Genomic DNA, 24076 nt, shown 5'->3' with positions numbered 1-24076 from the left:
GTGACGGCATTGCCTCGGATCATGAATAAAGCAGCCAACGCGAGAGGGCGGAAGCTGCTTTATTCTTTATCTTTTATCGTTTGAGCCGTTTAGTTTGCGGAGCTCTTGCTCCAGATTGCGAAGGGTATGGCCGGGCCACATTTGAAGAGGCACTTCAGGGGCGCCAACCGCCTTCAAGGACTGGAAGATGTCGATCTGACCATGACCGTAATATTTATCCCTTCCCTTGTCGCCAAGATCCACCGCTTGGTTGATCATGACGTCCATGACCTCTTGATTGGTCAGGTCAGGATTAAGGGAACGGATGAGCCCCGCCATGGCGGCTGCATGGGGACTGGCCATGGAGGTCCCGGACAGAGCTGCATATTGATTTCCCGGGAAGGTGCTTGCGATATTGGTCCCTGGAGCGGCCACATCGATGTAATCGCCGTAGTTGGAATATTCCGCCCGCTTCTGATTGGAATCCGTTGCGGCGACAGCCAACACCTCCGGATAGGCGGCAGGATAGCCGGGGCGCTCCGTGTTGTCGTTGCCTGATGCGGCAACAAGCACAACGTCGCGATCATAGGCGTATTTAACGGCATCATGCAGGAACTGGGAGTCGGCATAGTTGCCAAGACTCATATTGATTACCTTGGCTCCGTGATCCGTGGCCCAAATAATGCCTTCCGCGACAGCATAGGTTGTTCCCGATCCGGATCCGTCGAGCGCTTTGACCGGCATGATTTTGTTGTACCAGCTAACGCCCGCAACGCCTTCGCCGTTGTTGACCAGGGCACCGATGATCCCGGCTACGTGCGTCCCGTGCCCCACATCATCCAGCGGCTGTTTGTCTTTCTCGACAATGTTGTATCCTTCCACCAGTTGTCCGTCCAAATCGGAATGCTGAAGATCCACCCCTGTGTCAATTACGGCGATGATGACATCTTCGCTGCCTTTGGACAGATCCCAGCCCCGGTTTGTCTCGATGACGGGCAGATTCCATTGATATTCCGAAAACAGGAGATCATTCGGAATATTGACTTGGGCATTCGCCCCATCCGGGAAATCCGAGTTAACCCGGGATTGAGGGCTGCGATCATTGGTTAAATAAATGTAGTGAGGCTCCGTGTATTTGATTTTCCACTTCTGCTGGAAATAGGAGCGAAGCTTCTGGTAATCCATATCTTTGGAACGGAAAACATAGGCATAACCCAGTTTCCTTGGCGTTTCGCATGATATTTCCTTGGAGATATCCAACAGCTGCTGCTTTGACGGTTCATTTTGAAAGGACACCACGATTTCATTTTCGTAAAAATGACTGGCCTTTTCATTATCATGGCCGGTTTTGACGGTGATGTCGGAGAGGGTATCCGCATGGATGGACTCGACCCGGAATTTTCCTTCCTTCGGATACGGAATTAAGCGGAGATTCCGCTTCTGGTGATTGCTTACCTCTTGGAGCACGGCTTGATTGACCAGGGCGGCAGCGCCATATCTGCCATCCTTGGACGGTTCGGCCACAACAAAATAAGGCTGCCCCGCCGCGTTGAATTTGGGGGAATCATAAGGTTCGCCGCGTTTCAATTTCTGCTGCGCCAGTTGAAAATGATGGGCGATCCGATTTTTGTCGGTTTTGCTCATTTTGGGAAGCTGGCCTTGAATGTCCGCCATCTTGTTTTCCTTGAGGTTATACCAGCGTACTTGCTGAAAATGCTTGTGCATCTTTTGCTCTTTCTGCGTATACGCCTTGACTTGCCCCGCGCTGCGCAAAGAATTGTTGTTCAGCATTTTGCGGAGGTGTCCCCTGGCATCGAGACGGTTTAATTGATCCGTTGCCTGGATATCGCCCAGCATGGTAAAATGCTTGGCCTTGTTCTCCTGCTGGGGTTTTAAGGGCCGTGACGGTTCAGCCGTTGGAGCCGGCTGTTTCGAGCCGGGGATGAACAGCAAGATCAAAAGCGCGCCAATAACTGACGCTGCCCCTATAATGCTCCAAAAGGTACGAGATTTCACATATTTTCCTCCTCGCCGCATTTCAGGATGTAAGTAATCTTAGCGTGGGAAGAGTGCATCCTTTTTATGCGTGCAAGAAATCTTTAGTCAATAAGAGTGAATACGCCAAAAAAATGTACTAAAAATAACCTTGTAAGTGTATTCATGATAGGGATTTCGTTATCCCAAAATTTGTGTTAGGATAGTACATATTAGCATGACCGTCAGGCCGTTTTGGCCTGCAGGTCACGACCATTTAAGGGGGATCTATCGTAATGCCAGCAGACAATCTTCAGAAATTATGCTCAGAATCCAGAGAAAAGTTGAAATCTGCTATTTCGATTATGGAAACGTTTTTGAATGAACATGCTTTATCTCAATTGGTAACGGAACAGGACGAGGAAACCGTTCACTTTTACAAAGGATTCTTGTCGGATGTTCGCCATTTGCTCGTATTTTCTGAAGTTTCCTATGAGAAGCTAGGCGTTGTACAGCGTCGCCCTAATTTTGATATCGATTTTGCCGAGAAGGCTTTGTATAATTTGTATCATCGCTGCGTGAACAGCTTCTTCTATCCCAAAAATGAAAGTTATTCCGAAGATGGCCGTTACGCCTACACCGGACAGGATGCCATCCGTTTCCGGAAGAAGCCGGTACGTCCCGCACGTGACGTCATCATGAACATTACCAAGATTTATGAAGAGCTTCGCGACGATCTTGCTTATTACGAGAGCGATTATTTGACGGAGCGCCGGATGCAATCCGAGAGAAGCCACGCTTAGTATAATTATGGAAGACTCAAGAGATGCCAGCCGTTGGCATCTCTTTTTTGCGTTCCGCGCCTAAGGCACCAACTGACAATCGTTATCGTGCATACCGGCCCTAAACATAGGAAAAAATGTTGACGAGGTGATGCTAAAATGGCCAACGAAGCCAAACCATTAGTGAAGTGCAGTGTCAGCAATTGCCATTACTGGGGAGAACAAAATTTATGTCATGCCGAGATGATTATGATCGAGATTGACCGTCATGCGAATGTGAAACTTAACGAAGAGTATGGGGCAGAGCCTTACGTAGACGATCATCAGGATGTTGCTGACAAGTCTTCCGAGACCTGCTGTCTGACCTTCAAGCCGAAGGGCTGACGGGCACAAGCTCCGGATAAAGTCCGGGTACCGGGCACTTTAGGATGATGGAAATGGAGGAAGCGAGCTATGGATAAAAAACATCGCAAAAATAAAATGAAGGTTGTTCAAGGCAAGCGAAACCGGGTAGACTTCCCGCGGAAGGATCACCGCGAGGAATATGCTGCCGAGGTGGCTCCGCCGATGGAAACCTCGGTACGGCATGCAGACGAGGATAAGACGGATCTCTCCACCGGCCGGGCGGTCGGATACGTAGGCCTGGTATTAGGGATTGCCTCCTTGTTCATGTGGTCGGTCATTCTCGGACCTATCGCGGCTGTCGTGGGTTATTACGCATACAGCAAAGGCAGCAGAACGACAGGTGCTTGGTCCATAGGACTCGGCATTCTGGCGACGCTCAGTTATTTTATCTTGATTCCTTTCAGCAGATAATGATTGATTTATTTATCATCGTTTAATATGGGCGGGTCAACCGGGAAGGGTTGGTCCGCCTATTTTTTTGTCGAATAGGTATAGCAGATTGTTCCAGTTCCGTGATAAAATAAGGACAAGTTTGAAATTTAACGGCAGAAAGTGAGTTAAACGATGCAAATAGATCCGATATCATGGAAGCAAATGACGGATGTATCACAGATGAATACGAATTCCACCGAATCGTCAGCCGGATTTGTCAATGTGCTGAGCAGCCTGCTTAACGAAGAATCCACTTCCAAACCGGTTGAACGTTCCATGACACAGCTGGCGCCCGGCGTCACCTTTAAGGACGGGCTGTTGTGGCAGCAGTTAGGCGTTGTGAATGAATCCGTTTCGTCGAGCACCTCGATAGAAGCAGAGATCAACGACACCGGGGCAACAAAGCCTACGACTTTTGAGGATTTAATCACGGCGGCAGGGGAACGCTATGGCGTGCCGGTATCGTTGATCAAAGCGGTCATCGACGCGGAATCCTCGTTTAATCCGCATGCGGTCTCGTCTGCAGGTGCCAAGGGACTGATGCAGCTCATGGACGGTACGGCGAGAGGACTCGGGGTAAGCAACCCTTTTGATCCGGCTCAGAACATCGAGGGCGGCACCAAATATTTGTCCAATCTGATCCAACGGTTTGGCGGAGAGATAGCCATGGTGCTTGCTGCCTATAATGCAGGACCGACACGCGTCGCGGGTTTGGGTGTATCCAGCGATGAAGAGCTGATGTCCGTGGCTCATGAATTGCCCAAGGAAACCCAGGCATACATTAGCAAAGTCATGAACGCCCAGTCGAAATACGCCTTGTAGTCCGATTGGGGCGAATAGTAATCTGATAGAGGATCAAACGATAAGCGCCGCTTTGCCCAAGGCAAGATGGGGTGCGGCTTTACCGTTTGGTCTTTTTGTGTAAATATAAAGGTCTGGAATCATAAGCTATGCAATCTGCGATGCGTAAGATGGAAAGGGGAAATTACCTTGATATATTGGGATCACGCTGCAACGACCCCTCCTTTTGATGAAGTGGTGGACACGATGGCGGAAGTCATGAAGCTTCATTATGCCAACCCGTCAGCCCTTCACCGTTCAGGCGAAGCGGCCGCCAAATTGCAGAAAAGGGCAAGAGAGGTGTGCGCAGCCGCGCTGGACGTTAAGCCTGATGAGATCGTATTTACGTCCGGGGCAACCGAGGGCAATAACATGGCGATAAAAGGGGCTGCGATGCAGTACAGCAGCCGGGGCAAGCATATCATCACGACGGGAACCGAGCATCCGTCCGTATATGAATGCTGCAGACAGCTGGAAACGCTGGGCTGGGAAGTGACGTACCTTCCCGTGGATGCCGAAGGCATGGTGGATCTGGCTGCCTTGAGCGAAGCGGTCCGTAAAGATACGGTGCTGGTCAGCATCATGCATGTGAATAATGAAACGGGGGCCGTACAGCCGCTGGCGGAAGTGGGGCGTATCGTGAAGGAGCGGAACCCGCGCACGCTGCTGCATGTCGATGGCGTACAGGGATTCGGCAAGCTCCCGGTCTCGCTATCCGGGTGGCAGGCCGATTTGTACAGCTTGTCCGCACATAAGTTCAACGGTCCAAGGGGAATGGGGGTGCTGTACATCAGGCAAGGCGTGCAGCTCTTTCCCCTGATATCCGGCGGATCCCAGGAGAGCGGGCATCGGGCGGGCACGGAGAATGTTGCCGGAGCGGTAGCGATGTCGAAGGCCATGCGATTGTCCAGGGAAAATCAGCCTGAGCTTTATGCCAGGATGACGGAGATCAGGGAGCTGCTGTTTCAGGGCATCCGCAAAATTCCGGGCTTGGTGTTAAACAGCAGCGAGCAGAGCGCACCGCACATCATTCATTTTTCGTATCCGGGATTAAAACCCGAGGTGATGGTCCATGCTCTGGAAGAGATGGGCATGCTCGTATCGACCAAATCGGCTTGTTCGTCCAAATTCAGCGAACCCAGCCGGGTGCTGTTGGCGATGGGAAAAGACAGGGAGGCAGCTTCCTCCGGAATTCGTATCAGTCTTGGCAAGGAGCATCAGCTGGGCGATGCAGCGCGGCTGGTCGAGGTATTGGCGAAAGTTTGCGGGAACCTGCGTCCCGTCATAGAAAGAGAGGGTAATCGGAGATGACTTACGATAAACTGCTGCTTCGCTTTGGCGAGTTTACCCTGAAAGGCAAAAACCGCAACCGGTTCGAGAGATCGGTGCTGAATCATATTCGAAGCGTGCTCAGACCGTATCCGGGCGCGAAAATCATCAAGGAATATGGCCGCCTGTACGTCGAGCTTAACGGAGAGTCTCCCGAGGCGCTGATTCAAGTGCTGAAGAAGGTATTTGGCCTGGTTTCCATCAGTCCGGTTCGCGTTTGTTCTTCGGAACCTGAACGCATTATCGAAACAGCGGTTGAATTTGTGGGGCAGAAGGAACTGGAAGGCACGGTAACCTTCAAGGTCAATGCCAGAAGAGTATGGAAGCAATTCCCTCATTCCTCGCAAGAGATGAATCATTTGGTCGGATCGCCATTGCTGCGGACCTATCCCCAGCTTAAAGTGAAAGTGAAGCAGCCCGATATGGAGCTGCGCGTGGAAATTCGGGAGAACGAGACGTATTTGTACTATGAAGTGATTCCCGGCGCCGGCGGTTACCCCCTTGGTACGAACGGGAAGGCGATGCTGCTCCTCTCCGGAGGAATTGACAGTCCTGTAGCGGGCTGGTCAGCGATGCGCAGGGGACTTGAAATTGAGTGCGTCCACTTCTACAGCTTCCCCTACACCAGCCAGCTTGCGAAGGAAAAGGTCATGGAGTTAACGAGGCTGTTATCGGGCTATACAGGAAAAATCAAGCTTCACCTGGTGCCGTTTACCGATGTGCAGACCTCCTTTGTCGGCATTGGCCAGGATAATCTGATCATTACTTTTATGCGCAGAGCCATGTTACGGATTGCTTCCTCGCTTGCTGAGCGGGAAGGGGCACTGGCGATCGTGACCGGGGATAGCCTGGGACAAGTGGCCAGCCAAACGCTGCCGAGCATGAATGTGATCGGAAGAGCTACCGAGCTGCCGCTGCTCCGGCCGCTCGTCATGATGGATAAGAACGACATCATCAACATTGCGATGGACATCGGCACATTTGACACGTCGATTCTGCCGTATGAGGATTGCTGCACGTTGTTTGTTCCTAAATCGCCGACCACCAATCCGAATCTGAAGATTATCGAGAAGGTGGAGGCTTCGCTTACCGAGCTGCCTGCCTTGATTCAAGCGGCGGTTGAAGGCACGGAGACCGTGATCATCACGCCGGACAGTAAGATCGGCGAGCTTGGCGAGAAGCGTGAGGAGCCCGTAGTCAACGAAGACTGGTTCTAAATCGGGTATGAAGCTGCGGCCGCCATGGCGCCGCCGACAGAGCGTCTTATGCTATTCGATAAGATAAAAACCATAAAAACGCCCCGAGGCTTACGATAAGCCTCGGGGCGTTTTTATGGTATGTTGAGACCGTTAGGACAGGGTGGACGACTGACGGCGAGCGGCTGATTTTTTTTTCAGATGTCCTGCCGTCAGCACGCCGACGATGATGGCGGCAATGAACAGATACTTTATAATCTGGTGCCCTTCAAAGTACCCCATAAAATGCTTCTCCTCGGTAATCATGGAGGATGCCGTATATGCAAGCACCGCTGAACCTACATAGATAATCCATGGGAAGCGGTTGATCAGCTTGATGAACAGGGTGCTGCCCCATACCACGATGGGAACGCTGATGAGCAGGCCCAGGGTTACAAGGATCATGTTATGTTTGGCCGCGCCGGCAACGGCAATGACGTTGTCCAGGCCCATGGCGGCATCGGCTACGATGATGGTGCGGATGGCCGCGCCCAGGTTGCTGCCAGCCTTGATATTGCCGTGATCATTATTGTCGTCGGTCAACAGCTTGTAAGCAATGCCGATCAGGAGCACGCCTCCCACAAGCAGCAGCCAAGGGATGTTGAGCAGCCAGACGACAAGGATGGTGGCTATGATGCGGAGAATTACAGCACCTGCCGTACCGTAGATAATGGCTTTTTTCTGGGTTTCCTTCGGAAGATTGCGTGCCGCCAGGCCGATCACGATGGCGTTGTCCCCGGCCAATATCAAATCCAAAAACACAATGTTGATTAATGCAAGAAAAAATTCAGCGGCTGTGGTTTCCATGAATGTCACTCCTCTTAGAATACGTTCCACCATTAAACAAAGTGGATTTATTATAGGCCTATTTTTCCCGATGTGCAAGCATAGCCTGGACAAAAACCACATATGTGTAGAGTGGGGGTGTTGTACTGGTGGAGACGATTTTTTTGTTGGGACAAATATTAGTGATCAATCTTGTACTCAGCGGCGACAATGCCTTGGTCATTGCTATGGCCAGCAAGGATCTTCCGGAAATACACCGCAAACGGGCCGTTTGGATCGGGACGGCGGGGGCCGTACTTTTGCGCTGCATTCTGACTTTTGTGGCCGTTCTGCTGTTGAAAATTCCGTTTCTGCAGGCTGGCGGCGCATTGCTGCTCATCTGGATCGCGGTCAAACTGATGATGCAAAAGGAACATGATCCTGCGAGCATGGCCAGGGCTTCCACGATATGGGGCGCGGTCAATACGATTCTGATCGCCGATTTTGTCATGAGCCTGGACAATGTCTTGGCAATCGCGGGGCTTGCCAATGGCGATCTCTCCCTGATTGTCATCGGGATTATATTAAGCATTCCAATTGTTGTATGGGGAAGCGGGATGATCTCCAGGCTGCTTCAAAAGTTTCCCGTACTGCTGTATATAGGTGCCGGTATTTTAGCTTTTACAGCAGGCGAAATGCTCATACAGGATTCTCGCGTCGGCCTGCTGCTGGCTTATTGGATGCCCTATGCGCACAGCTTGCTGCCGATTATCGTGGCGGGTTTCGTTGTTCTCATCGGCGGATTGCAGACGGTAAGACGGACCGGCGCGTAAACGGGGACATTACTGCAGGCTGCGGTGTTGGACATACTCATGCGGAAGCCGTAAACCGGATAAATGGACGACTGTCTCTCGCAGTCGTCCATTTCTTGTGATGCTAGGCCGATGCCTCGTGGGCCGGGCGGGGTAATTTTTAAGCGGAACAAGCTCGGGATATGGTTTTTTTTGTCGGTTTGGGCTAAAATTAACGTAACTGCTTCTGTTAGAAACCGCTGTTTATGGTGATACATATATTGAAGAGAGGGTGATCAAATGTCCTCCAGAAAAGATTTGGCATTGGGTATTTTCATCGTTGTCGCTGGAGTCGTTATTTTGCTCGGCAAGCTTGGCGTGTTCGGATTTCTGGGCAGAACGTTATGGCCGCTCGTCCTGCTGCTGCCGGGTATTTTTTTGCATATCCTGTTTTTTGGTCGCCGGGCTTCTGCCGCCGTACTGATACCGGGCGGTATTCTGACGGTATACGGGCTTCTGTTCCTCATATGCAATATCGGCGGCTGGGGACTAATGGCCTCATTATGGCCTGTTCTCATTCTCGGTGTGGCCGTAGGCCTGTTTGAGTATTATCTGTACGAGAGCCCGCGTCCCGGCGCTGCACTGCCGATTGCGCTTGGTCTGACGGCGCTTTCCGTTGTGATATTCATCTTCACCTGGCTTCAGACAGGAGCGTTCTACATTATTGCGCTGATCTTGATCGCGGCGGGCGCTTGGATGATCTTCGGTCGCAATCGTTCGAGACGCAATAATAAATGGAGCCGAGGCTGGTAATCGGGAAGAGGTAAAAGTTGCTGGAAGTTTTCTGAAAAGACTTGATTTTCCCGCTCGTTTACCTATATTATAGGATGTATGTTGAAGCGTCGGCATGTCGTCCGGCGCTTTCTTTGTGGCTCATTCGAATAGAAGGGATTTGAGATATATTTATGCAATCAAGAGATCAGATTCGCAACATTGCCATTATTGCTCACGTTGACCATGGCAAAACAACACTTGTAGACCAACTGCTGCAGCAGTCCGGTATTTTCCGGGAGCATGAGACGCTGCAGGAGCGCGCGATGGACTCCAATGATTTGGAGCGCGAACGCGGTATTACCATCCTAGCCAAAAATACGGCTATTACGTATAAAGATTTCTTGATCAACATCGTGGATACGCCTGGACACGCCGATTTCGGCGGTGAAGTCGAACGTATCATGAAAATGGTCGACGGCGTTCTGCTCGTTGTTGACGCATACGAAGGCTGCATGCCTCAGACCAAGTTCGTTCTGGGCAAAGCGCTTGCCCATAACTTAACGCCGATCGTCGTTGTAAACAAGATCGACCGTCCGGCTGCTCGCCCAGCTGAAGTGATCGATGAAGTGCTTGACCTGTTCATTGAGCTTGGAGCGAACGACGACCAGTTGGATTTCCCCGTAGTATATGCATCTGCCCTAAACGGTACTTCTAGCATGGATCCGGAGAAGCAAGACGATAACATGCTTGCTCTTTACGAAACCATTATCGACCATATCCCTTCCCCTACCGAGAAAGTGGACGAGCCTCTGCAGTTCCTCGTTACCTTGATGGATTACAATGAATATCTGGGCCGTATCGCCGTCGGCCGCGTGAATCGCGGTGTCATTAAGCAAGGCCAACCGGTTGCCGTTATGCTTAGAGACGGTTCCACCAAGAATGCCCGCATCGAGAAGCTGTTCGGTTTCCAGGGACTGAAGCGGATCGAGGTTGCCGAAGCAGGCGCTGGCGACATCGTGGCGATCGCAGGCATCAAAGACATCAACATCGGAGAAACCATTGCGGATCCGCAGCATCCGGAAGCCCTCCCGGTTCTCAAAATTGACGAGCCTACCCTGCAAATGACGTTCCTGGTGAACAACAGTCCTTTTGCCGGACGCGAAGGCAAATGGGTGACATCCCGCAAGCTTCGTGACCGTCTCTTCAAAGAACTGGAAACGGACGTCAGCTTGCGAGTGGATGAGACGGACAGCCCGGATGCCTATATCGTTTCGGGACGCGGCGAGCTTCACCTCAGTATCCTGATTGAGAATATGCGTCGTGAAGGCTATGAGCTTCAAGTATCCAAGCCTGAAGTTATCGTAAGGGAAATCGATGGCGTCAAAATGGAACCGATCGAACGCCTCCTGATTGACGTGCCGGAAGAGAGCATGGGCGCTGTTATGGAAAGCCTTGGAACACGCAAGGCCGAAATGGTGAACATGGTGAACAACGGAAACGGTCAAGTCCGTCTGGAATTCCTGATTCCGGCTCGCGGGCTTATCGGCTACCGCACCCATTTCTTGACGCTGACACGCGGCTACGGCATTATGAACCACGCGTTCGACAGCTATGGCCCGCTGGTTGGCGGCCAAGTGGGCGGACGCCATCAAGGCGTGCTGGTTTCCACGGAAAACGGATCTTCGACGTTCTACGGCATGATGTCGGTTGAAGACCGCGGAACCCTGTTCCTGGAACCGGGAACCGAGATTTATGAAGGCATGATCGTCGGGGAGCATACCCGGGACAACGATATCGTCGTCAATATTTGTAAAGAGAAGCAGTTGACCAACGTTCGTTCGGCAACGAAGGACGATACGGTGAAATTGAAAACACCGGTCATCTTCTCGCTTGAGCAAGCTCTGGAATACTTGAACGACGACGAGTATTGCGAGATTACGCCGAAATCCGTTCGTCTCCGCAAGAAGATTTTGAACAAGAGTGAGCGCGAACGCGCAGAAAAACATCGTAAAATGGCGCAAGCAAATCTATAATAGATAGAGATCTACTTGCCCAAAAGGAGTGAACCTATCATGCAGGAATGGTTTGCCGCGCACCCGCTCGTTTCGTATATCGTCATATTTGTGCTGATCACCTACGTTTACAACAAGGTATTCCGAGTGAAGCAGAAGCTTCCTCTGTTGAAGGAGATTCTCCTGTATATCTTGATGGCCCTGGGTTCGGCGATACTACTTGTGTTTCAGATCGATAAGCTGCCGATTATCCAATGCTTGTTGGTCGCCGTGGCGTTGATGCTGATGGTGCGTATTCGATACTTTGTTGAAGATCGTCAGAAGAAGAAGGCTCAAGCCGAGCCGAAGTCATAAGGTTTGTAGAAATTTAGCAATTCAGGCAGCAACCTACGGCAACTTTTTGTCAGTCCCCATCGTTTATAAGAGAGAGAAGTCAACCATGGTCCGGTAAATGCTTCGCAATTTGAAGCGTTTATCGGACATTCATCTAATTTGAATGAAATCAGGTGTTATGATATGAATCCTACTCATACCAGTCTCCCTCCAAGAGCCAAAAGTGGGGGGAAGGGCAAGAAACAGCCAGTTCCTAAAAAGAAAAAAAGCCCATGGAAATCATTTTTTAAATTTATTCTGATCGTACTGCTAATCGCGATTTTGGCTGCAGCAGGTTATGCCGGGTATCTGTACATCAAAGGGAATCAGGTTATCGAGAAAAGCGGGATCGACAAGCCGGTGGCTCCCGGCCATTCCGCAAAAGAAAAACCGATCACCGTGCTTCTCTTGGGAACGGATCATCGCCCGGAGACGGGGACTTACTTGACGGATGTGGTCATGGTCGCCACCATGCATCCGGAAACCAATACCTCGACGCTGGTATCCCTGCCGCGGGACACGCTCATTGAACTCGATGGATATAGAGCGACGAAACTGAATGCGTATTACCCAAGGTTTAAAACGGCCTACAATGCAGCGGAGAAAAAGGAACCGGGTAGCGGCATTCCAGCTGAAGAAGAAATGAAAGTCATGATGAGCAAATATCTTGGCGTTAATATCGATTATGTAACGGTTATCGACTTCCAGGGATTCCGTGATGTGGTGGACACCTTTGGCGGCGTAGATGTGAATGTTCAATACAATATGTGTTACCGCGATACTGCTGACGGGACCGACATTAACCTCACTGTGGGTCCTCAGAAGCTGGATGGCAAGAAGGCACTGGATTATGTTCGTTACCGTAAATCCAGTAAAAGCTGTTCGCCGAGAACGAAGGAGTCAAGCGATTTTGAACGTAATGCTCGCCAAAGCGAAGTATTGCATTCCCTGCTCGACAAGATGAAGACGCTCGGAGGCGTTGCGAAGGTGGGCAATGCGCTGGATGCGGTCAGCGATAACATGACCACCGATTTCGAGCAGGAGCAGATCCGGAATTTGATTGCAACTTATTATGATATCGGAAAAGATGATGTGAAATTCATGCCGGTTACAGGCAATTGGAAGAGCCCTTATGTATATATAAGCAGCAGCGAGCTGGATGCAGCCAAACAAGCGCTGCAAGACGAACTTGCCGGCAAGCACAACGCCGGTGATCAGGGAACAGAAGCGGATTCTGCAACGGCTCCGTGACAATTGAAGGCAAGTTTTATCGTATGTTATAATACAATGTATCAGATGGAGATCATTGTACAGGAGGCCGAAGGAATGTCCTACCTCATGATGCATACGACACACCCATTGATCCATAGTCGGCAGACGGGTTGCCTTGCCCCTGCATTGGTGCGGGCGGATTCCATTAGGGAACGGGGATCCTTCGGATGTCGTCCTTCTGATTCCATGTCGCTCATGACGGGTTCTTTCGACATGGGTGTCCATGTTGCACCGAATAAGCAGTCATACTCCAAATATGTTAACGGTCATGTCCCTAGCGAAGCAGCTATGCCGGTTAGTGGCGTTGTTATGACCTTAAAAAAAGCCCAGTGAGCATCACTGGGCTTTTTTTGTATGAAATTTGGAGACTTGTGACGGACAAACTCGGGTCATGACGGGATATGTCCGCGCGTAAGACCGAATTCATCCTCAAGTTTATTTCCCGTTTTGTGGATGGGCCGGTGCATGACCGCGATGATTTGGTTTTACCGTTTTAGCACCGTTTTGCTGCACATTTCCCTGTTGCTGCCCATTCCCGTTTCGCTGTGCATTCCCGTCTCGCGGCGTTACGTCTTTCGGCAATTGAGGGATGATACGGCCAACGATGTCTGCAAGTTCACTGGCAAGTCCGGAAACAGGATGTCCCTCCTGAATGTGCCGACCAAGCTCGGCAATCCGGTTGGCTACGTCCAAATCGGCGGTAACCAGCGCATTGGCGCCTGCCGGATCGGTTTGAAGGGCTTCCGCGACCGTGTATTTAATGGTTCCAACTTCTGCACGATCTAAATTTCCATCTACATTCAGCCCGACGACAGCCGTATTGCCCATGACAACACAGTTCGCGTTTTTAACGCCAGGCACGCTCTCAGCCAGCGATTTCAGGTGATTTGCGGTTGTAGCGTCAACTCGTCCGTTGTTATCATTTACGTTACCGACACGCCCCGTATTGGGGTTATCCGGTGTCCAACCGTCTACATTGTTGGTGGTATAACCTCTGTTCCCGTTCATGTTGCGAACACTGTTAGCAGTGGTTCCATCGGTTTGATTACGAGGAGAGGGTGATGCATTGTTATTGGCGGTCCCGCAGCCTGCGAGCAACAACACCGCCAGCATGATGGATAGAGCAGCTCTCATGGATTGATCTGTCCTTTCGTAATAGAATTCGCTAAATTACTCCAGTCGCTACGCTTATTATGTCCGGGACGGAAAGGTTTATGTGTGTACCTGATGAAGAAGCAGTGGAGGGATAAGATGAAAAAAATATTTGTACTGGATACGAACGTACTGCTGCATGATCCTCAATCGATTTATGCATTCGAGGAGCATGAAGTCATCATTCCTGCGGTGGTTCTTGAAGAGATTGATTCCAAGAAGCGAAATGCCGATGAAATCGGCCGCAATGCCCGTATGGTCTCCCGATTGCTTGATGGGCTTAGAGAACAAGGGCATCTTCACGACGGAGTTCTTCTGGAGAACGGCGGGACGTTGAAGGTTGAGCTAAATCATCGCAGCTTCGTCAAGGTACAGGAGTTATTTAGCGAAGCATCGAACGACAATCGTATTTTGGCTGTCGCGTTAAATTATAAATTGGAGGAGGAGCCGAAGGAGGACGGAAGACCCGTTGTTCTTGTCAGCAAGGATGTCCTCGTTCGAATAAAAGCGGATGTGCTTGGGCTAACGACACAGGATTATCTATCTGACCGCACGGCGGATCCAAGCGAATTATATCCGGGATTCTCAACGATCAAGGTGCATCCTTCCGTGATCGACGAATTCTACAGCTATCGTTATTTGCCGATTAAACCACTTCAACTCTCTTATCCGCTTTATCCGCACGAATTCGTTATTCTGAAGGACGAGATGGGATCCGGCAAGTCTGCCCTTCTTCATGTGAATGAAGATGCAACCCGACTAGAGCCGCTTCATCTAAGCAACGAGCCCGTATGGGGCATCAGTGCCCGGAATGCTCAACAGCGCATGGCGATTGAGCTTCTCCTGAATGACGACATTCCGCTGGTTACCATTACGGGAAAAGCCGGAACGGGAAAAACCTTGCTGGCATTGGCAGCAGGACTATCCAAGGTGGAGGATGAGCACAAATACAAAAAACTGCTCATTGCGCGTCCGGTCGTTCCGATGGGGAAAGATATCGGATATTTGCCGGGAGAAAAGGAAGAGAAGCTGAGACCGTGGATGCAGCCGATCTATGACAACCTGGAGTATTTGTTCGACACCAAGAAATCCGGCGATATCGATAAAATATTGATGGGTCTGGGAAGCATCCAGGTAGAAGCACTGACTTACATCCGCGGTCGCTCCATTCCAGGTCAGTTCATCATCGTTGATGAGGCTCAGAACTTATCCCGCCATGAGGTCAAGACGATTGTTTCCCGGGCGGGAGAAGGGAGCAAGGTGATACTGATGGGGGACCCCGAACAGATTGACCATCCCTACCTGGATGCCGTTAGCAATGGGCTGACCTATGTGGTTGAACGATTTAAGCAGGAAGGTTTAAGCGGACATATTACGCTGACTAAAGGGGAGCGTTCCAAGCTGGCACAGCTGGCGGCCGATTTGCTGTAGCGTGATATTTCCCGAGAAATGATCTCACAAAGTAACTTGTACGAGAAGGACTGTCCGGAATTCATAGGACAGTCCTTTTAGCGATCGGGTCCTATTAGTAAAATATGGACTGGTAAATTATAAAAAAAGATAGGACAAGAGCACTATAAGTTTGGTAAAATAAGGGCATGCGACTATGGGAGGAGTGAAGAAGGGATATGAAGCGGAAGAAATATTGGTTCTTATTCGCCATTTTATTATTATCCTTATCCAGTTTATCTCCCAGCTTTGACTTCACTCATCATACGAGACGGGAACCGCCCGGGGATGAACCGATTCCTCCGCAGCAGAGGCCGGAGGTGCCAGAGAGCGACCTGGGCCCCATCAAGGTCGGCGTCCAATTGAATCCGGACGAGCTGAGGCACCTGAAAGCGCTCAACGAACGCTTTATGGAAGAGACCGGAGCCGAGATCGAAATCACGCCTCTGGAAACAGCCGGTACGGAGAAAGAATCGTTTTTGCTTCATATGTCCCTTGGCGAAGGACCGGACATTATATTAACGGATTCCCATTACATTAAAGCGCTTGCAATGACGGGATATCTTCTGCCCGTCGATGCATCACAGACAACGGTGACCGGCGAGGATACCCTGAATGGTCTTCTGCCGCAGCTGCAATGGAACGGGTATCAATGGGGAATGCCTTTTGATATAGATCCCTATATCGTGACCTGGCAGACCGAAGGGAAGGACGGCGCCTCATTTAACATGCCGGAGAGCCGTCAGGCTTGGAAGGAATATATGGAGCTTCATAAGACGAGCCCTGTCCTCTCATTTGATCCGAAGGATCCTTACGCATTCGGCGCGGCGGTGCATTTGCTTGAAGGCGATCCTTCCAAGCCGGATCAAGAGGTACTTGAAATGTTAATCCGCAATCACCTTCGAACGCTGGAATCGTCCCACGGCGCAGCAGATACGATAGAAACGGGGCAGGAACCTTCCTCTGGCATAGAGGAGGCTTCCGTGGCCGTTGAGCCGTATTCGAGCTTCGCGGACCGAGAGGTAAGCGGATTGTCTTCCGCATTGGCCATGGGAAAGAGTCATTTGAATACGCCGGTTGTGCGAGCGAGAAGTTTTGCGGTAGCCGCACAGACGGAGTCGTCTGCGCTTGCCATGAAATGGATTACGTATATGACAAGCAAAGAGATGCAGCAGGAATGGAGCAAAACGTCAGGAACACTCCCCGTTGTATCCGAAATGTATGTCACGGGCACGAACCTGAGGGATCGGGGCATTTGGCAAAAAGCAGCGGTTCCCGCCCAGGTGCTGCTCTCTCGGAATGAGCCGGCCGCTTTGGATTTTGGCGATTCTGAAGGTTTCCAGACTTATAGCGAATCGGCATATCGATTGCTGCATGGCGAAATAACGGTTGAAGAATATATGAAATTGTACACGCCTGCTCAACCATAACAAGAAAAAAGCTGCCCTCGCGGGCAGCTTTTTCTATAGATCCAGCTCCATTTTGACCACTAATCGTTGATCGTCGCTTGCGACCTCCGTCGCTTTCAAGAAAGAAACCAGCTGCTTGGGATAAAAGTTCATGTCGAATTCTTCCTGCAGCGCTCTGCGCGTTGTGTCGGGCAATTCCAGCCGGTTGAACACAAGTTTGTCGACTTCAAACATAATGGCATTCTCCGGTTCGTTAATGACGGTGTATTTCCCTTCAATCAGCAGCGACAAATTTCCGCTTTCGCCGGAAGCTATTACTTTTCCATCGTCAAAATGAAACGCAAAGCTATTAAAGATTTCGTCTTCGGATCTTAAAAACGTGTTGAGATCATCTTCATGGATGTCGATGGTGTATACCTTGCCGTTGGTCTTCAGTATGTTCTTGCTGCTTTGGACGAACGACGGCAGATTTTCCATGGCGCTAGCCAGGGCCTGGAAATGACGCTTCACCTCGTACAGCCCTACATTCTCCCAATAGAGGGTAAACTCCTCGATCAGCCTCTTCATGGCATCCGGATTGCCGCTGGCTGTGAGTGCTCCATCTACCTGCTGCTCAAGCGCAAGCACCCGTTCGCGCTGCTTCACCAGGCTGTCCTTTACTTCGGCGAGCTGGGACGCATTCCGTGCTGCTTCAGCCTGAGCGGAAGCAAGTGAGCGGTACTGATTGTTATACACGGTAAGCGTATCCCGGTCGTTCTGAATAATAATATCGTAAAAGTCCATGACGCGGAAAAAGCCGGCTAAGTCTTTTGCAGACAGCAGCATGAAAAATAAGTTATCCCGCTCACCCATATAATATGACCGAAGGACGGCGGCCGCCCGAGCTCGCCGGTCTTCAATGCGCAAGCCCATATCCTGGATTTGGGTTTGCAGCTCATTCTGAAGAGTCTGCAATTCCTCCATGCGTTTGGTTATCCGTTCGATTTCATGATCGATTTCCACGATGGAGAGGCTGTCCTCCAGAAGCTTGCGCGCCTCTTCCGAGTCAGGCATGACGGGGCTGACATCCTGCTGGGAATAAACCGCAGCGGGAGCGCCGATGAAGCAGAAGAACAGGGTTAAACACAGCAAGACCGGGAGGAGTGGGTATTTTACTCGTACTTTCAAACGGGAGTCCTCCTTGCATGGTTGTTAGTCGAAAGGATACCAACCATGGTCTGTCCCTTCATTTTAACCAATATATGACGCGTACGACTCAATTATCAACCTTTAGGCACTAAAAAAGCGATCCGGCAGCTAAAGCACCTGATCGCTCTTTTAAGTACTTGTTCTCTAATCGCAAGGAAAATCCACCAGCGCAGCCTCAGGTTGTCCAGGTTGACCGCCGGCGGATATCGTTTATCGCTTGCATGGTTTACATATTAGAGTGGTTTGCCCATAATGAAGACCGTCCAGTAGCTAAAGCCTGTGAAGGTCACGATCATATAAGCCCAGAAGAGAAGAATATAGGTTCTCTCCGTGAATTTCAAATATCCCAGGATCACGAAAAATGCGGTCTGCAGGAAGAAAAGCAGTGCCATTTCAATATGATCTCCGGCAAAGGCCATCAACCCGATGGTCAGGGTGAAAAAGCCAAGGACTCGAAACATCCGTGCCACGATTATATCCTCCTCTCGTATGTACGCACATAATGCTGCTATGAACATTATAGCGTTATGGGAAAAACGTGTAAACGCCTAACTCAAGAAAACCCTTTATTTTTTATTATTAACCAGAAGCAGGACATTGAATTCGGGAACAATTTGGGTGAAACGCCCCTTTTCCCTCCGTAAGAGTATGATCTGTAATCAAAATGGAAATACATTTTAGTATCAAATAGATTCTATGAACTCTATGAGAGGCATAGAAATGAACTAAGCAGTTTTTATACCCTATTCAGCAGCCGATTTACGGTATTGAAGACGGTTATTTTAGGATGTCGTTAGGAGGGTTTTATGGTATGTCAGCAGTGAGACAGGATGCATGGAGCGCAGAGGACGACCTAATACTGGCGGAGGTAACCCTGCGTCATATTCGTGAGGGCAGCACCCAATTGGCTGCCTTTGAGGAAGTCGGAGAAAGAATAGGCCGGACATCGGCGGCTTGCGGATTTCGTTGGAACAGCTGTGTTCGCAAGAAATATGAGGATGCTATCAGCTTGGCGAAATCTCAGCGTCAAAAGAGAAGTTATTATAAAAAACAGCCTTCCGCCAGCGGACCACAAGTTGCAGGATTGGCAGCTCCAGAAATGGAGCACGATGTTTATAAAAATGATGGCGCAAGCGAAGAGACGCTGTCCATCGATGCGGTGATCCGTTTCCTTCGTCAGTGGAAGGGCGGGCTGCAGGAAAGTTCACGCCAGTACAAACTGCTTGAGAAGAATTTGCGTGAAAAAGAGGATGAGCTTGCAAGGCTCCGCAGCGAGAATCAACGGTTGTTGAAGGAAGTAAGCGAAGTGAAAACCGATTACCATGTGGTCAATGACGATTATAAGGCACTGATTCAGATTATGGATCGGGCACGGAGGCTGGCTTTTTTGAATGAAGAGGACGAGGAACTGAAGACCCGCTTCAAAATGGATGCCAACGGTAATCTGGAACGAATCGAATAGGTAAAGGTTATCCTGATCCGCCGTAACCCGCACTAGTGCATTTCATGCGCTTTGGCGGGTTATTTGTGCGTATTGAAGATTATTCTGATATATACTAAGACTAGCACATCATGTTTAAAGACAGTAATGGGGGATGATTATGAATATACATATCATCGGGGCCGGCTCTTTGGGCCTGTTGTATGCCGGCAAACTTGCGGCTTCAGGCTGCGGCGTCACGGTATGGTGCCGCAGCGAGGAGCAGGCGAGCAAACTCCGGGCATCCGGCATCACGATCGAGGAGATGGAGGGGAAGCCTCAGACCGTTGCCCCCCATGCTTTTTCGGTCCGTGTATGGGATGCCTTTGCCGAGTCGGGAGCGGCAGCGGATGCGGATTATCTCTTTCTCATGTTGAAGCAGCAAGGGATCGAAGAGATGGCTAGGGAAGTGCTGGCACCATTCGGACACCATCGCCGCAATCTCATATGTTTTCAGAACGGTACAGGCCATTTGGAACGGCTTCGGGAGCTGCTGCCCATGTGGAAGCTCTATGCGGCGATTACCACGGAAGGGGCCAAGCGTACAAGCAGTTCTTCGGTTCTGCACGCCGGCCACGGAACGACAACAATCGGCAAAATGATGCCTGCTGCAAGCTTTATAGGGGCAACATCCCGCGAAGATCATGAAATTGAGCTGGTTAAAGAGCTGAATAGAGCAGGATTTGAAGCTTTATTGTCGAATGAGATGGATGAGATGATCTATCGTAAACTGCTGATGAATGCGGTCATTAACCCTTTGACTGCATTGTGGCGGATTCCTAACGGAGCGCTGTTATCCTCCCCTGAACGGGTCGGGCTTATGAAGCAGCTGTATCATGAAGGAATCCTTGTATATGAAGCTGCCGGAATTCCGTATGGAAACAAGCTGTGGGAATGGATTGTAAGCGTCTGCCAATCCACTTCGGGTAACACGTCCTCCATGCTAAAGGACGTGATGGACGGCCGAACGACGGAAGTTGCCTGGATTAACGGAAGCATTGTCCAGCTTGGACACAAATATGGCGTTTCAGTGCCAAAACACGAGCTGATCACGCAGCTCATCGAGGGGATGAATCTATAGGGGGTCTTAGCATGGGGTTTTTGCAGGGTCTGTTTAACACATTGAGTCTTTTTCCGTTCATTCCGTTTCTGATCGTGTATATCATAGTGCTCCAAAGAAATAAGAATCGAAAACAAGCGCTGGAGCTGGCCATGGATATCACCACCTTTTTTATGCTGTTCTCGGTTTCCGCCTTGTTTAATACTACGTTCCAGACCAAATTCGGATTTTATCTGATCCTCCTGATGCTGCTGATCGCGGCGGGGCTGATCGGGAGTGCGCAAAACCGCTGGAAAGGCAAGGTAAACGGTAAAAGGCTGCTGCGGGCCGTGTGGAGGCTCGGCTTTGTGACAATGAGTTTTGGTTACATAGTTTTTACATTTTTTGGTCTACTCTCCTACATAATTAAGATGATGTAAGTACAATCTAATAACTAGTATTATATGAGAAATCTGTTTGATCATTGGATCAGGCAGATTTTTCAATTTATTGATTTCTGGATTTTTTTGACCACTGGTTGTATAATCGATAAGCATATACCTAAAATCTATGAGGGGGATACCGCAAGATGAAGAAACACAAGAAACTCCTGCTTCTCATGACGCTGATTCTTGCCTTCAGTTCAGTGTTGGCAGCATGCGGAGCTGACAAGAATGATCAAAGTGCCAACAACGGGGAAGCGGGCAACAAGCCGAAAGAACAAGTCTTTCGTATGAACCTTGCTTCTGACCCTCCAACATTGGATCCGGGATTGTCTCAGGACAATACGTCGAATACGGTAATCAATGCTGTGTTTGAAGGTCTGGTTCGTAAAGGTGCAGACGGTACCGAAGAGCCAGGCGTAGCCAAAGAATGGAAAATTTCTGAAGATGGCCTCAAATATGTCTTCACGCTTCGCGAGGATGCCAAATGGAGCAACGGCGATTCTGTAACGGCTAAAGATTTCGAATATGCATGGAAACGCGTACTTGATCCGAACTTTACGCCGGCATCGCCTTATGCATATCAGCTGTATTACGTGAAAAACGCTGAAGCGTACAACCTTGGCGAAATTAAAGACGCAAATGAAGTTGGCGTAAAAGCAACTGATGATTACACGCTGGAAGTAACGCTGGAGAACCCGACGCCATACTTCCTCAGCTTGATGTCATTCCAAACCTACTTCCCGGTTCACAGCTCCGTTGAAGGTAATGCTTCTTGGGCAACGAAACCGGATACGTTGATCGGCAATGGTCCGTTCAAAGTTTCACAAATGACGAAGGGTCAAAAGATCGAGCTTGTTAAGAACGACCAATATTGGGACAAGGCTTCCATCAAACTTGAAAAAGTTCAAATGAGCATCGTCAACAGCTCTGCGACTGAGCTTTCAAGCTATCGTAACGATGAATTGGATTATGCAGGACATCCAACAGGCAACATCCCGACCGATCAACTTACGGCGATCAAGAAGGAACTGGGCGATGAATTGATGATCAAAGGCATTTCATCGACTTATTTCTATATCTTTAACACAACGGAAGAACCATTTGACAATGTAAACATCCGTAAAGCCTTCTCGATGGCGATTGACCGTCAGGCAATCGTAGAGAAAATTACGCAGGGCGGACAACTTCCTGCACACGGGTTTGTTCCTCCGGGTATCAAAGGTGAGTCCGATGAGTACCGTAAAGAGGTGCCGGATACTTACTTCGAAGAAAATCTTGAAGAAGCTAAGAAACTGCTCGAGCAAGGTATGAAGGAAAAAGGCTATACCACGTTGCCTGAAGTTACTCTGATCCATAACTCCGATGACAACCACAAGAAAATTGCGCTTGCCATCGCGGATATGTGGAAGAACAACCTCGGCGTTACTGTTAAGGTTCAAAACCAAGAGTGGGGCGTATTCCTGAAGAACCGTACGGACCTCAACTATCAAGTTGCACGTTCCGGCTGGGGAGCAGACTATAACGACCCGATGACTTATATCGACATGTGGACATCCAATGGCGGAAACAATGACACTGGATTCAAGAACGAAGAATATGACAAACTTGTGAAGGATGCCTATGCGACTAGCGATAACGCCAAGCGTATGGAGCTGATGTCCCAAGCAGAGAAAATTCTTGTTCAGGACAATCAAGTTGTGATGCCGATCTACTACTATTCCAGTGTGTCCCTGGTTAAACCATGGGTGAAGAACCTTCATCTGGATTATAAAGGTGATATCGATTTCACACGTGCATATATCGAGTAGTCTTTTATAAGCATTTATAAAAGGTTGCGGTTCGGGATATATATGTGGGGCATTTTTAAACCTCATATATATCCCGATTTTTTTGTATGAACGCAAGGTTTCCAAATCTTGTGTCCGTTGGTGAAAGTTAAGGGATGCTCAATCCGCCCTGGAATTATACAATTATAGGGACGGCTTGGTTTAGAACAACTGATCAGGAGGCTAGCGAAATGCTGAGGTATGTGGCGAGTAAGTTTTTTTATATGCTTGTATCGTTGTTCATACTGATCTCAGCCACTTTTTTTCTTATGAAAGCCATACCGGGCGATCCGTTTATGGGAGAGAAAAAGCCATCGCCTGAAATTCTGGCGAGGCTGATGGAGCAGTATGATTTGGATAAACCGGTATTTCAGCAGTATACGAAATACTTGGGCAATATCATCCAGGGTGACTTTGGCTTGTCCATGAAGAAACAGGGACAATCCGTAACAGATATTATTGTAGACACGTTCGGCCCGTCACTGCGTCTGGGTCTTATCGCGATTGTGGTATCCGTCATCGTGGGCGTCCTGCTGGGGATGCTTGCGGCTTTGTATCACCGCAAGCTGATTGACAACATCGCCATGATTATCTCGGTTCTGGGCATCGCGGTACCGAGTTTTGTACTCGCGTCCTTGTTGCAATTCGTTCTCGCGGAGAAAGCAGGCATATTCAACGTCATGGGCTTTGAGGGACCGCTGGACTACGTGCTTCCGGTCATGGCGCTGTCTGCACAACCGATTGCATTTATCGCTCGCTTGACAAGATCCAGCATGCTGGAAGTTTTGCATTCGGATTATATCAAGACGGCGAAGGCCAAAGGCCTTAACTGGTTCGCGATTATGTTTCGTCATGTGATCCGTAACGGTATTTTGCCGGTCGTGACTTATGTCGGTCCAATGACAGCGAACATTATCACGGGTTCGGTCGTCATTGAACAGATTTTCGGTATCGGCGGCATAGGCAAGCAGTTTGTTGAAAGTATCACGAACCGTGATTATACCGTCATCATGGGAATTACGATTTTCTACGGCATCCTGCTGATGCTGGCTCGTTTTGTTACGGACATCGTGTATGTATTTGTGGATCCACGCATTAAATTGACCGGCGGGAAGGAGAGGTAGA

The 24076-nt window shown here is 49.7% G+C and carries 23 protein-coding genes; 18 read left to right on the top strand and 5 right to left on the bottom strand.

All coding sequences use genetic code 11. The features are described 5' to 3' along the window. Window positions 1–66: 66 nt before the first annotated feature. Window positions 67–1995 (bottom strand): S8 family peptidase, encoded by a 1929-nt coding sequence (locus tag RB298_RS29845; protein WP_486050001.1) that lies wholly within the window; start codon window positions 1993–1995, stop codon window positions 67–69. A 254-nt stretch (window positions 1996–2249) separates the two neighbouring features. Here RB298_RS29845 and RB298_RS29840 point away from each other — a divergent pair, with 254 nt between their 5' ends. The 6 genes from RB298_RS29840 (at window position 2250) to thiI (ending at window position 6958) form a co-directional block, all read left to right on the top strand. After that, window positions 2250–2756, top strand: coding sequence for a YpuI family protein (locus RB298_RS29840; protein ID WP_009592128.1), 507 nt, complete (start codon window positions 2250–2252; stop codon window positions 2754–2756). A gap of 138 nt (window positions 2757–2894) precedes the next feature. After that, window positions 2895–3119 carry a DUF1540 domain-containing protein gene (locus tag RB298_RS29835; RefSeq protein ID WP_006209042.1) on the top strand — a complete coding sequence of 75 codons (225 nt, stop codon included), beginning with the start codon at window positions 2895–2897 and terminating at the stop codon, window positions 3117–3119. A gap of 69 nt (window positions 3120–3188) precedes the next feature. Beyond that, entirely contained in the window at window positions 3189–3551 is a 363-nt protein-coding gene (locus RB298_RS29830; RefSeq protein ID WP_009592139.1) for a hypothetical protein, read from the top strand. Between the two features lie 153 nt (window positions 3552–3704). Beyond that, window positions 3705–4394: a lytic transglycosylase domain-containing protein gene (locus tag RB298_RS29825; RefSeq protein WP_213577440.1), complete on the top strand. Its 690-nt coding sequence runs from the start codon at window positions 3705–3707 to the stop codon at window positions 4392–4394. Window positions 4395–4562: 168 nt separating this feature from the next. Then, window positions 4563–5723, top strand: a complete 1161-nt coding sequence (locus tag RB298_RS29820) for a cysteine desulfurase family protein (RefSeq protein ID WP_375121031.1) — start codon at window positions 4563–4565, stop codon at window positions 5721–5723. Then, complete coding sequence (gene thiI, locus RB298_RS29815; protein WP_096773055.1) at window positions 5720–6958, top strand: tRNA uracil 4-sulfurtransferase ThiI; 1239 nt, start codon at window positions 5720–5722, stop codon at window positions 6956–6958. Before RB298_RS29820 ends, thiI begins: the two co-directional genes overlap by 4 nt. A 132-nt stretch (window positions 6959–7090) precedes the next feature. Here thiI and RB298_RS29810 read toward each other — a convergent pair whose 3' ends face one another. Continuing rightward, the gene (locus tag RB298_RS29810) at window positions 7091–7783 is read right to left on the bottom strand and encodes a TerC family protein (protein ID WP_096773056.1); all 693 of its coding nucleotides are present in this window, start codon (window positions 7781–7783) and stop codon (window positions 7091–7093) included. A 128-nt stretch (window positions 7784–7911) separates the two neighbouring features. Here RB298_RS29810 and RB298_RS29805 point away from each other — a divergent pair, with 128 nt between their 5' ends. The 5 genes from RB298_RS29805 to RB298_RS29785 all read left to right on the top strand — a co-directional run bounded on the left by RB298_RS29805 (window position 7912) and on the right by RB298_RS29785 (window position 12941). Beyond that, window positions 7912–8574, top strand: a complete 663-nt coding sequence (locus RB298_RS29805; RefSeq protein ID WP_036666043.1) for a TerC family protein — start codon at window positions 7912–7914, stop codon at window positions 8572–8574. Window positions 8575–8832: 258 nt separating this feature from the next. Next, window positions 8833–9345, top strand: a complete 513-nt coding sequence (locus RB298_RS29800) for a hypothetical protein (RefSeq protein ID WP_090911800.1) — start codon at window positions 8833–8835, stop codon at window positions 9343–9345. Between the two features lie 152 nt (window positions 9346–9497). Continuing rightward, entirely contained in the window at window positions 9498–11339 is a 1842-nt protein-coding gene (gene typA / locus RB298_RS29795; protein ID WP_009592389.1) for a translational GTPase TypA, read from the top strand. 39 nt (window positions 11340–11378) lie between these two features. After that, window positions 11379–11672 carry a YlaH-like family protein gene (locus RB298_RS29790; protein WP_009592386.1) on the top strand — a complete coding sequence of 98 codons (294 nt, stop codon included), beginning with the start codon at window positions 11379–11381 and terminating at the stop codon, window positions 11670–11672. A gap of 162 nt (window positions 11673–11834) precedes the next feature. Continuing rightward, window positions 11835–12941 (top strand): LCP family protein, encoded by a 1107-nt coding sequence (locus RB298_RS29785; RefSeq protein ID WP_486049995.1) that lies wholly within the window; start codon window positions 11835–11837, stop codon window positions 12939–12941. 456 nt (window positions 12942–13397) lie between these two features. On the opposite strand, the gene RB298_RS29780 is transcribed toward RB298_RS29785, so the two are convergent. Further along, complete coding sequence (locus tag RB298_RS29780) at window positions 13398–14096, bottom strand: YhcN/YlaJ family sporulation lipoprotein (RefSeq protein ID WP_486049993.1); 699 nt, start codon at window positions 14094–14096, stop codon at window positions 13398–13400. A gap of 117 nt (window positions 14097–14213) precedes the next feature. Here RB298_RS29780 and RB298_RS29775 point away from each other — a divergent pair, with 117 nt between their 5' ends. Both RB298_RS29775 and RB298_RS29770 read left to right on the top strand, forming a co-directional pair. Beyond that, window positions 14214–15545 (top strand): PhoH family protein, encoded by a 1332-nt coding sequence (locus RB298_RS29775; protein WP_096773061.1) that lies wholly within the window; start codon window positions 14214–14216, stop codon window positions 15543–15545. A 197-nt stretch (window positions 15546–15742) separates the two neighbouring features. Beyond that, window positions 15743–16993 carry an extracellular solute-binding protein gene (locus tag RB298_RS29770; protein WP_277748375.1) on the top strand — a complete coding sequence of 417 codons (1251 nt, stop codon included), beginning with the start codon at window positions 15743–15745 and terminating at the stop codon, window positions 16991–16993. A gap of 33 nt (window positions 16994–17026) precedes the next feature. Here RB298_RS29770 and RB298_RS29765 read toward each other — a convergent pair whose 3' ends face one another. Together RB298_RS29765 and RB298_RS29760 are read right to left on the bottom strand one after the other, a co-directional pair. After that, a complete protein-coding gene (locus tag RB298_RS29765; RefSeq protein ID WP_486049990.1) occupies window positions 17027–18139 on the bottom strand; it encodes a coiled-coil domain-containing protein in 1113 nt (370 codons plus the stop codon). Window positions 18140–18393: 254 nt separating this feature from the next. Continuing rightward, window positions 18394–18630, bottom strand: a complete 237-nt coding sequence (locus RB298_RS29760) for a DUF2626 domain-containing protein (protein WP_006209059.1) — start codon at window positions 18628–18630, stop codon at window positions 18394–18396. 341 nt (window positions 18631–18971) lie between these two features. Between RB298_RS29760 and RB298_RS29755 the strand changes: the two genes are divergently transcribed. The 5 genes from RB298_RS29755 to RB298_RS29735 all read left to right on the top strand — a co-directional run bounded on the left by RB298_RS29755 (window position 18972) and on the right by RB298_RS29735 (window position 24075). Further along, window positions 18972–19622, top strand: coding sequence for an RsfA family transcriptional regulator (locus RB298_RS29755; RefSeq protein ID WP_090913118.1), 651 nt, complete (start codon window positions 18972–18974; stop codon window positions 19620–19622). A 139-nt stretch (window positions 19623–19761) separates the two neighbouring features. Beyond that, complete coding sequence (locus RB298_RS29750) at window positions 19762–20721, top strand: ketopantoate reductase family protein (protein WP_213577452.1); 960 nt, start codon at window positions 19762–19764, stop codon at window positions 20719–20721. Between the two features lie 11 nt (window positions 20722–20732). Beyond that, window positions 20733–21119, top strand: coding sequence for a DUF3397 domain-containing protein (locus RB298_RS29745; protein WP_145035309.1), 387 nt, complete (start codon window positions 20733–20735; stop codon window positions 21117–21119). 149 nt (window positions 21120–21268) lie between these two features. Next, the gene (locus RB298_RS29740; RefSeq protein WP_096773065.1) at window positions 21269–22933 is read left to right on the top strand and encodes a peptide ABC transporter substrate-binding protein; all 1665 of its coding nucleotides are present in this window, start codon (window positions 21269–21271) and stop codon (window positions 22931–22933) included. A 209-nt stretch (window positions 22934–23142) separates the two neighbouring features. Beyond that, a complete protein-coding gene (locus RB298_RS29735) occupies window positions 23143–24075 on the top strand; it encodes an ABC transporter permease (RefSeq protein ID WP_009590847.1) in 933 nt (310 codons plus the stop codon). Window position 24076 lies beyond the last annotated feature (1 nt).

This window comes from Priestia sp. BR_2 (genome assembly GCF_041954005.1).
Lineage (GTDB): Bacteria > Bacillota > Bacilli > Paenibacillales > Paenibacillaceae > Paenibacillus_AQ > Paenibacillus_AQ lautus_A.
Note: the sequence above shows the minus strand (reverse complement) of the source record. Positions and strands in the feature narration are given on the sequence as shown.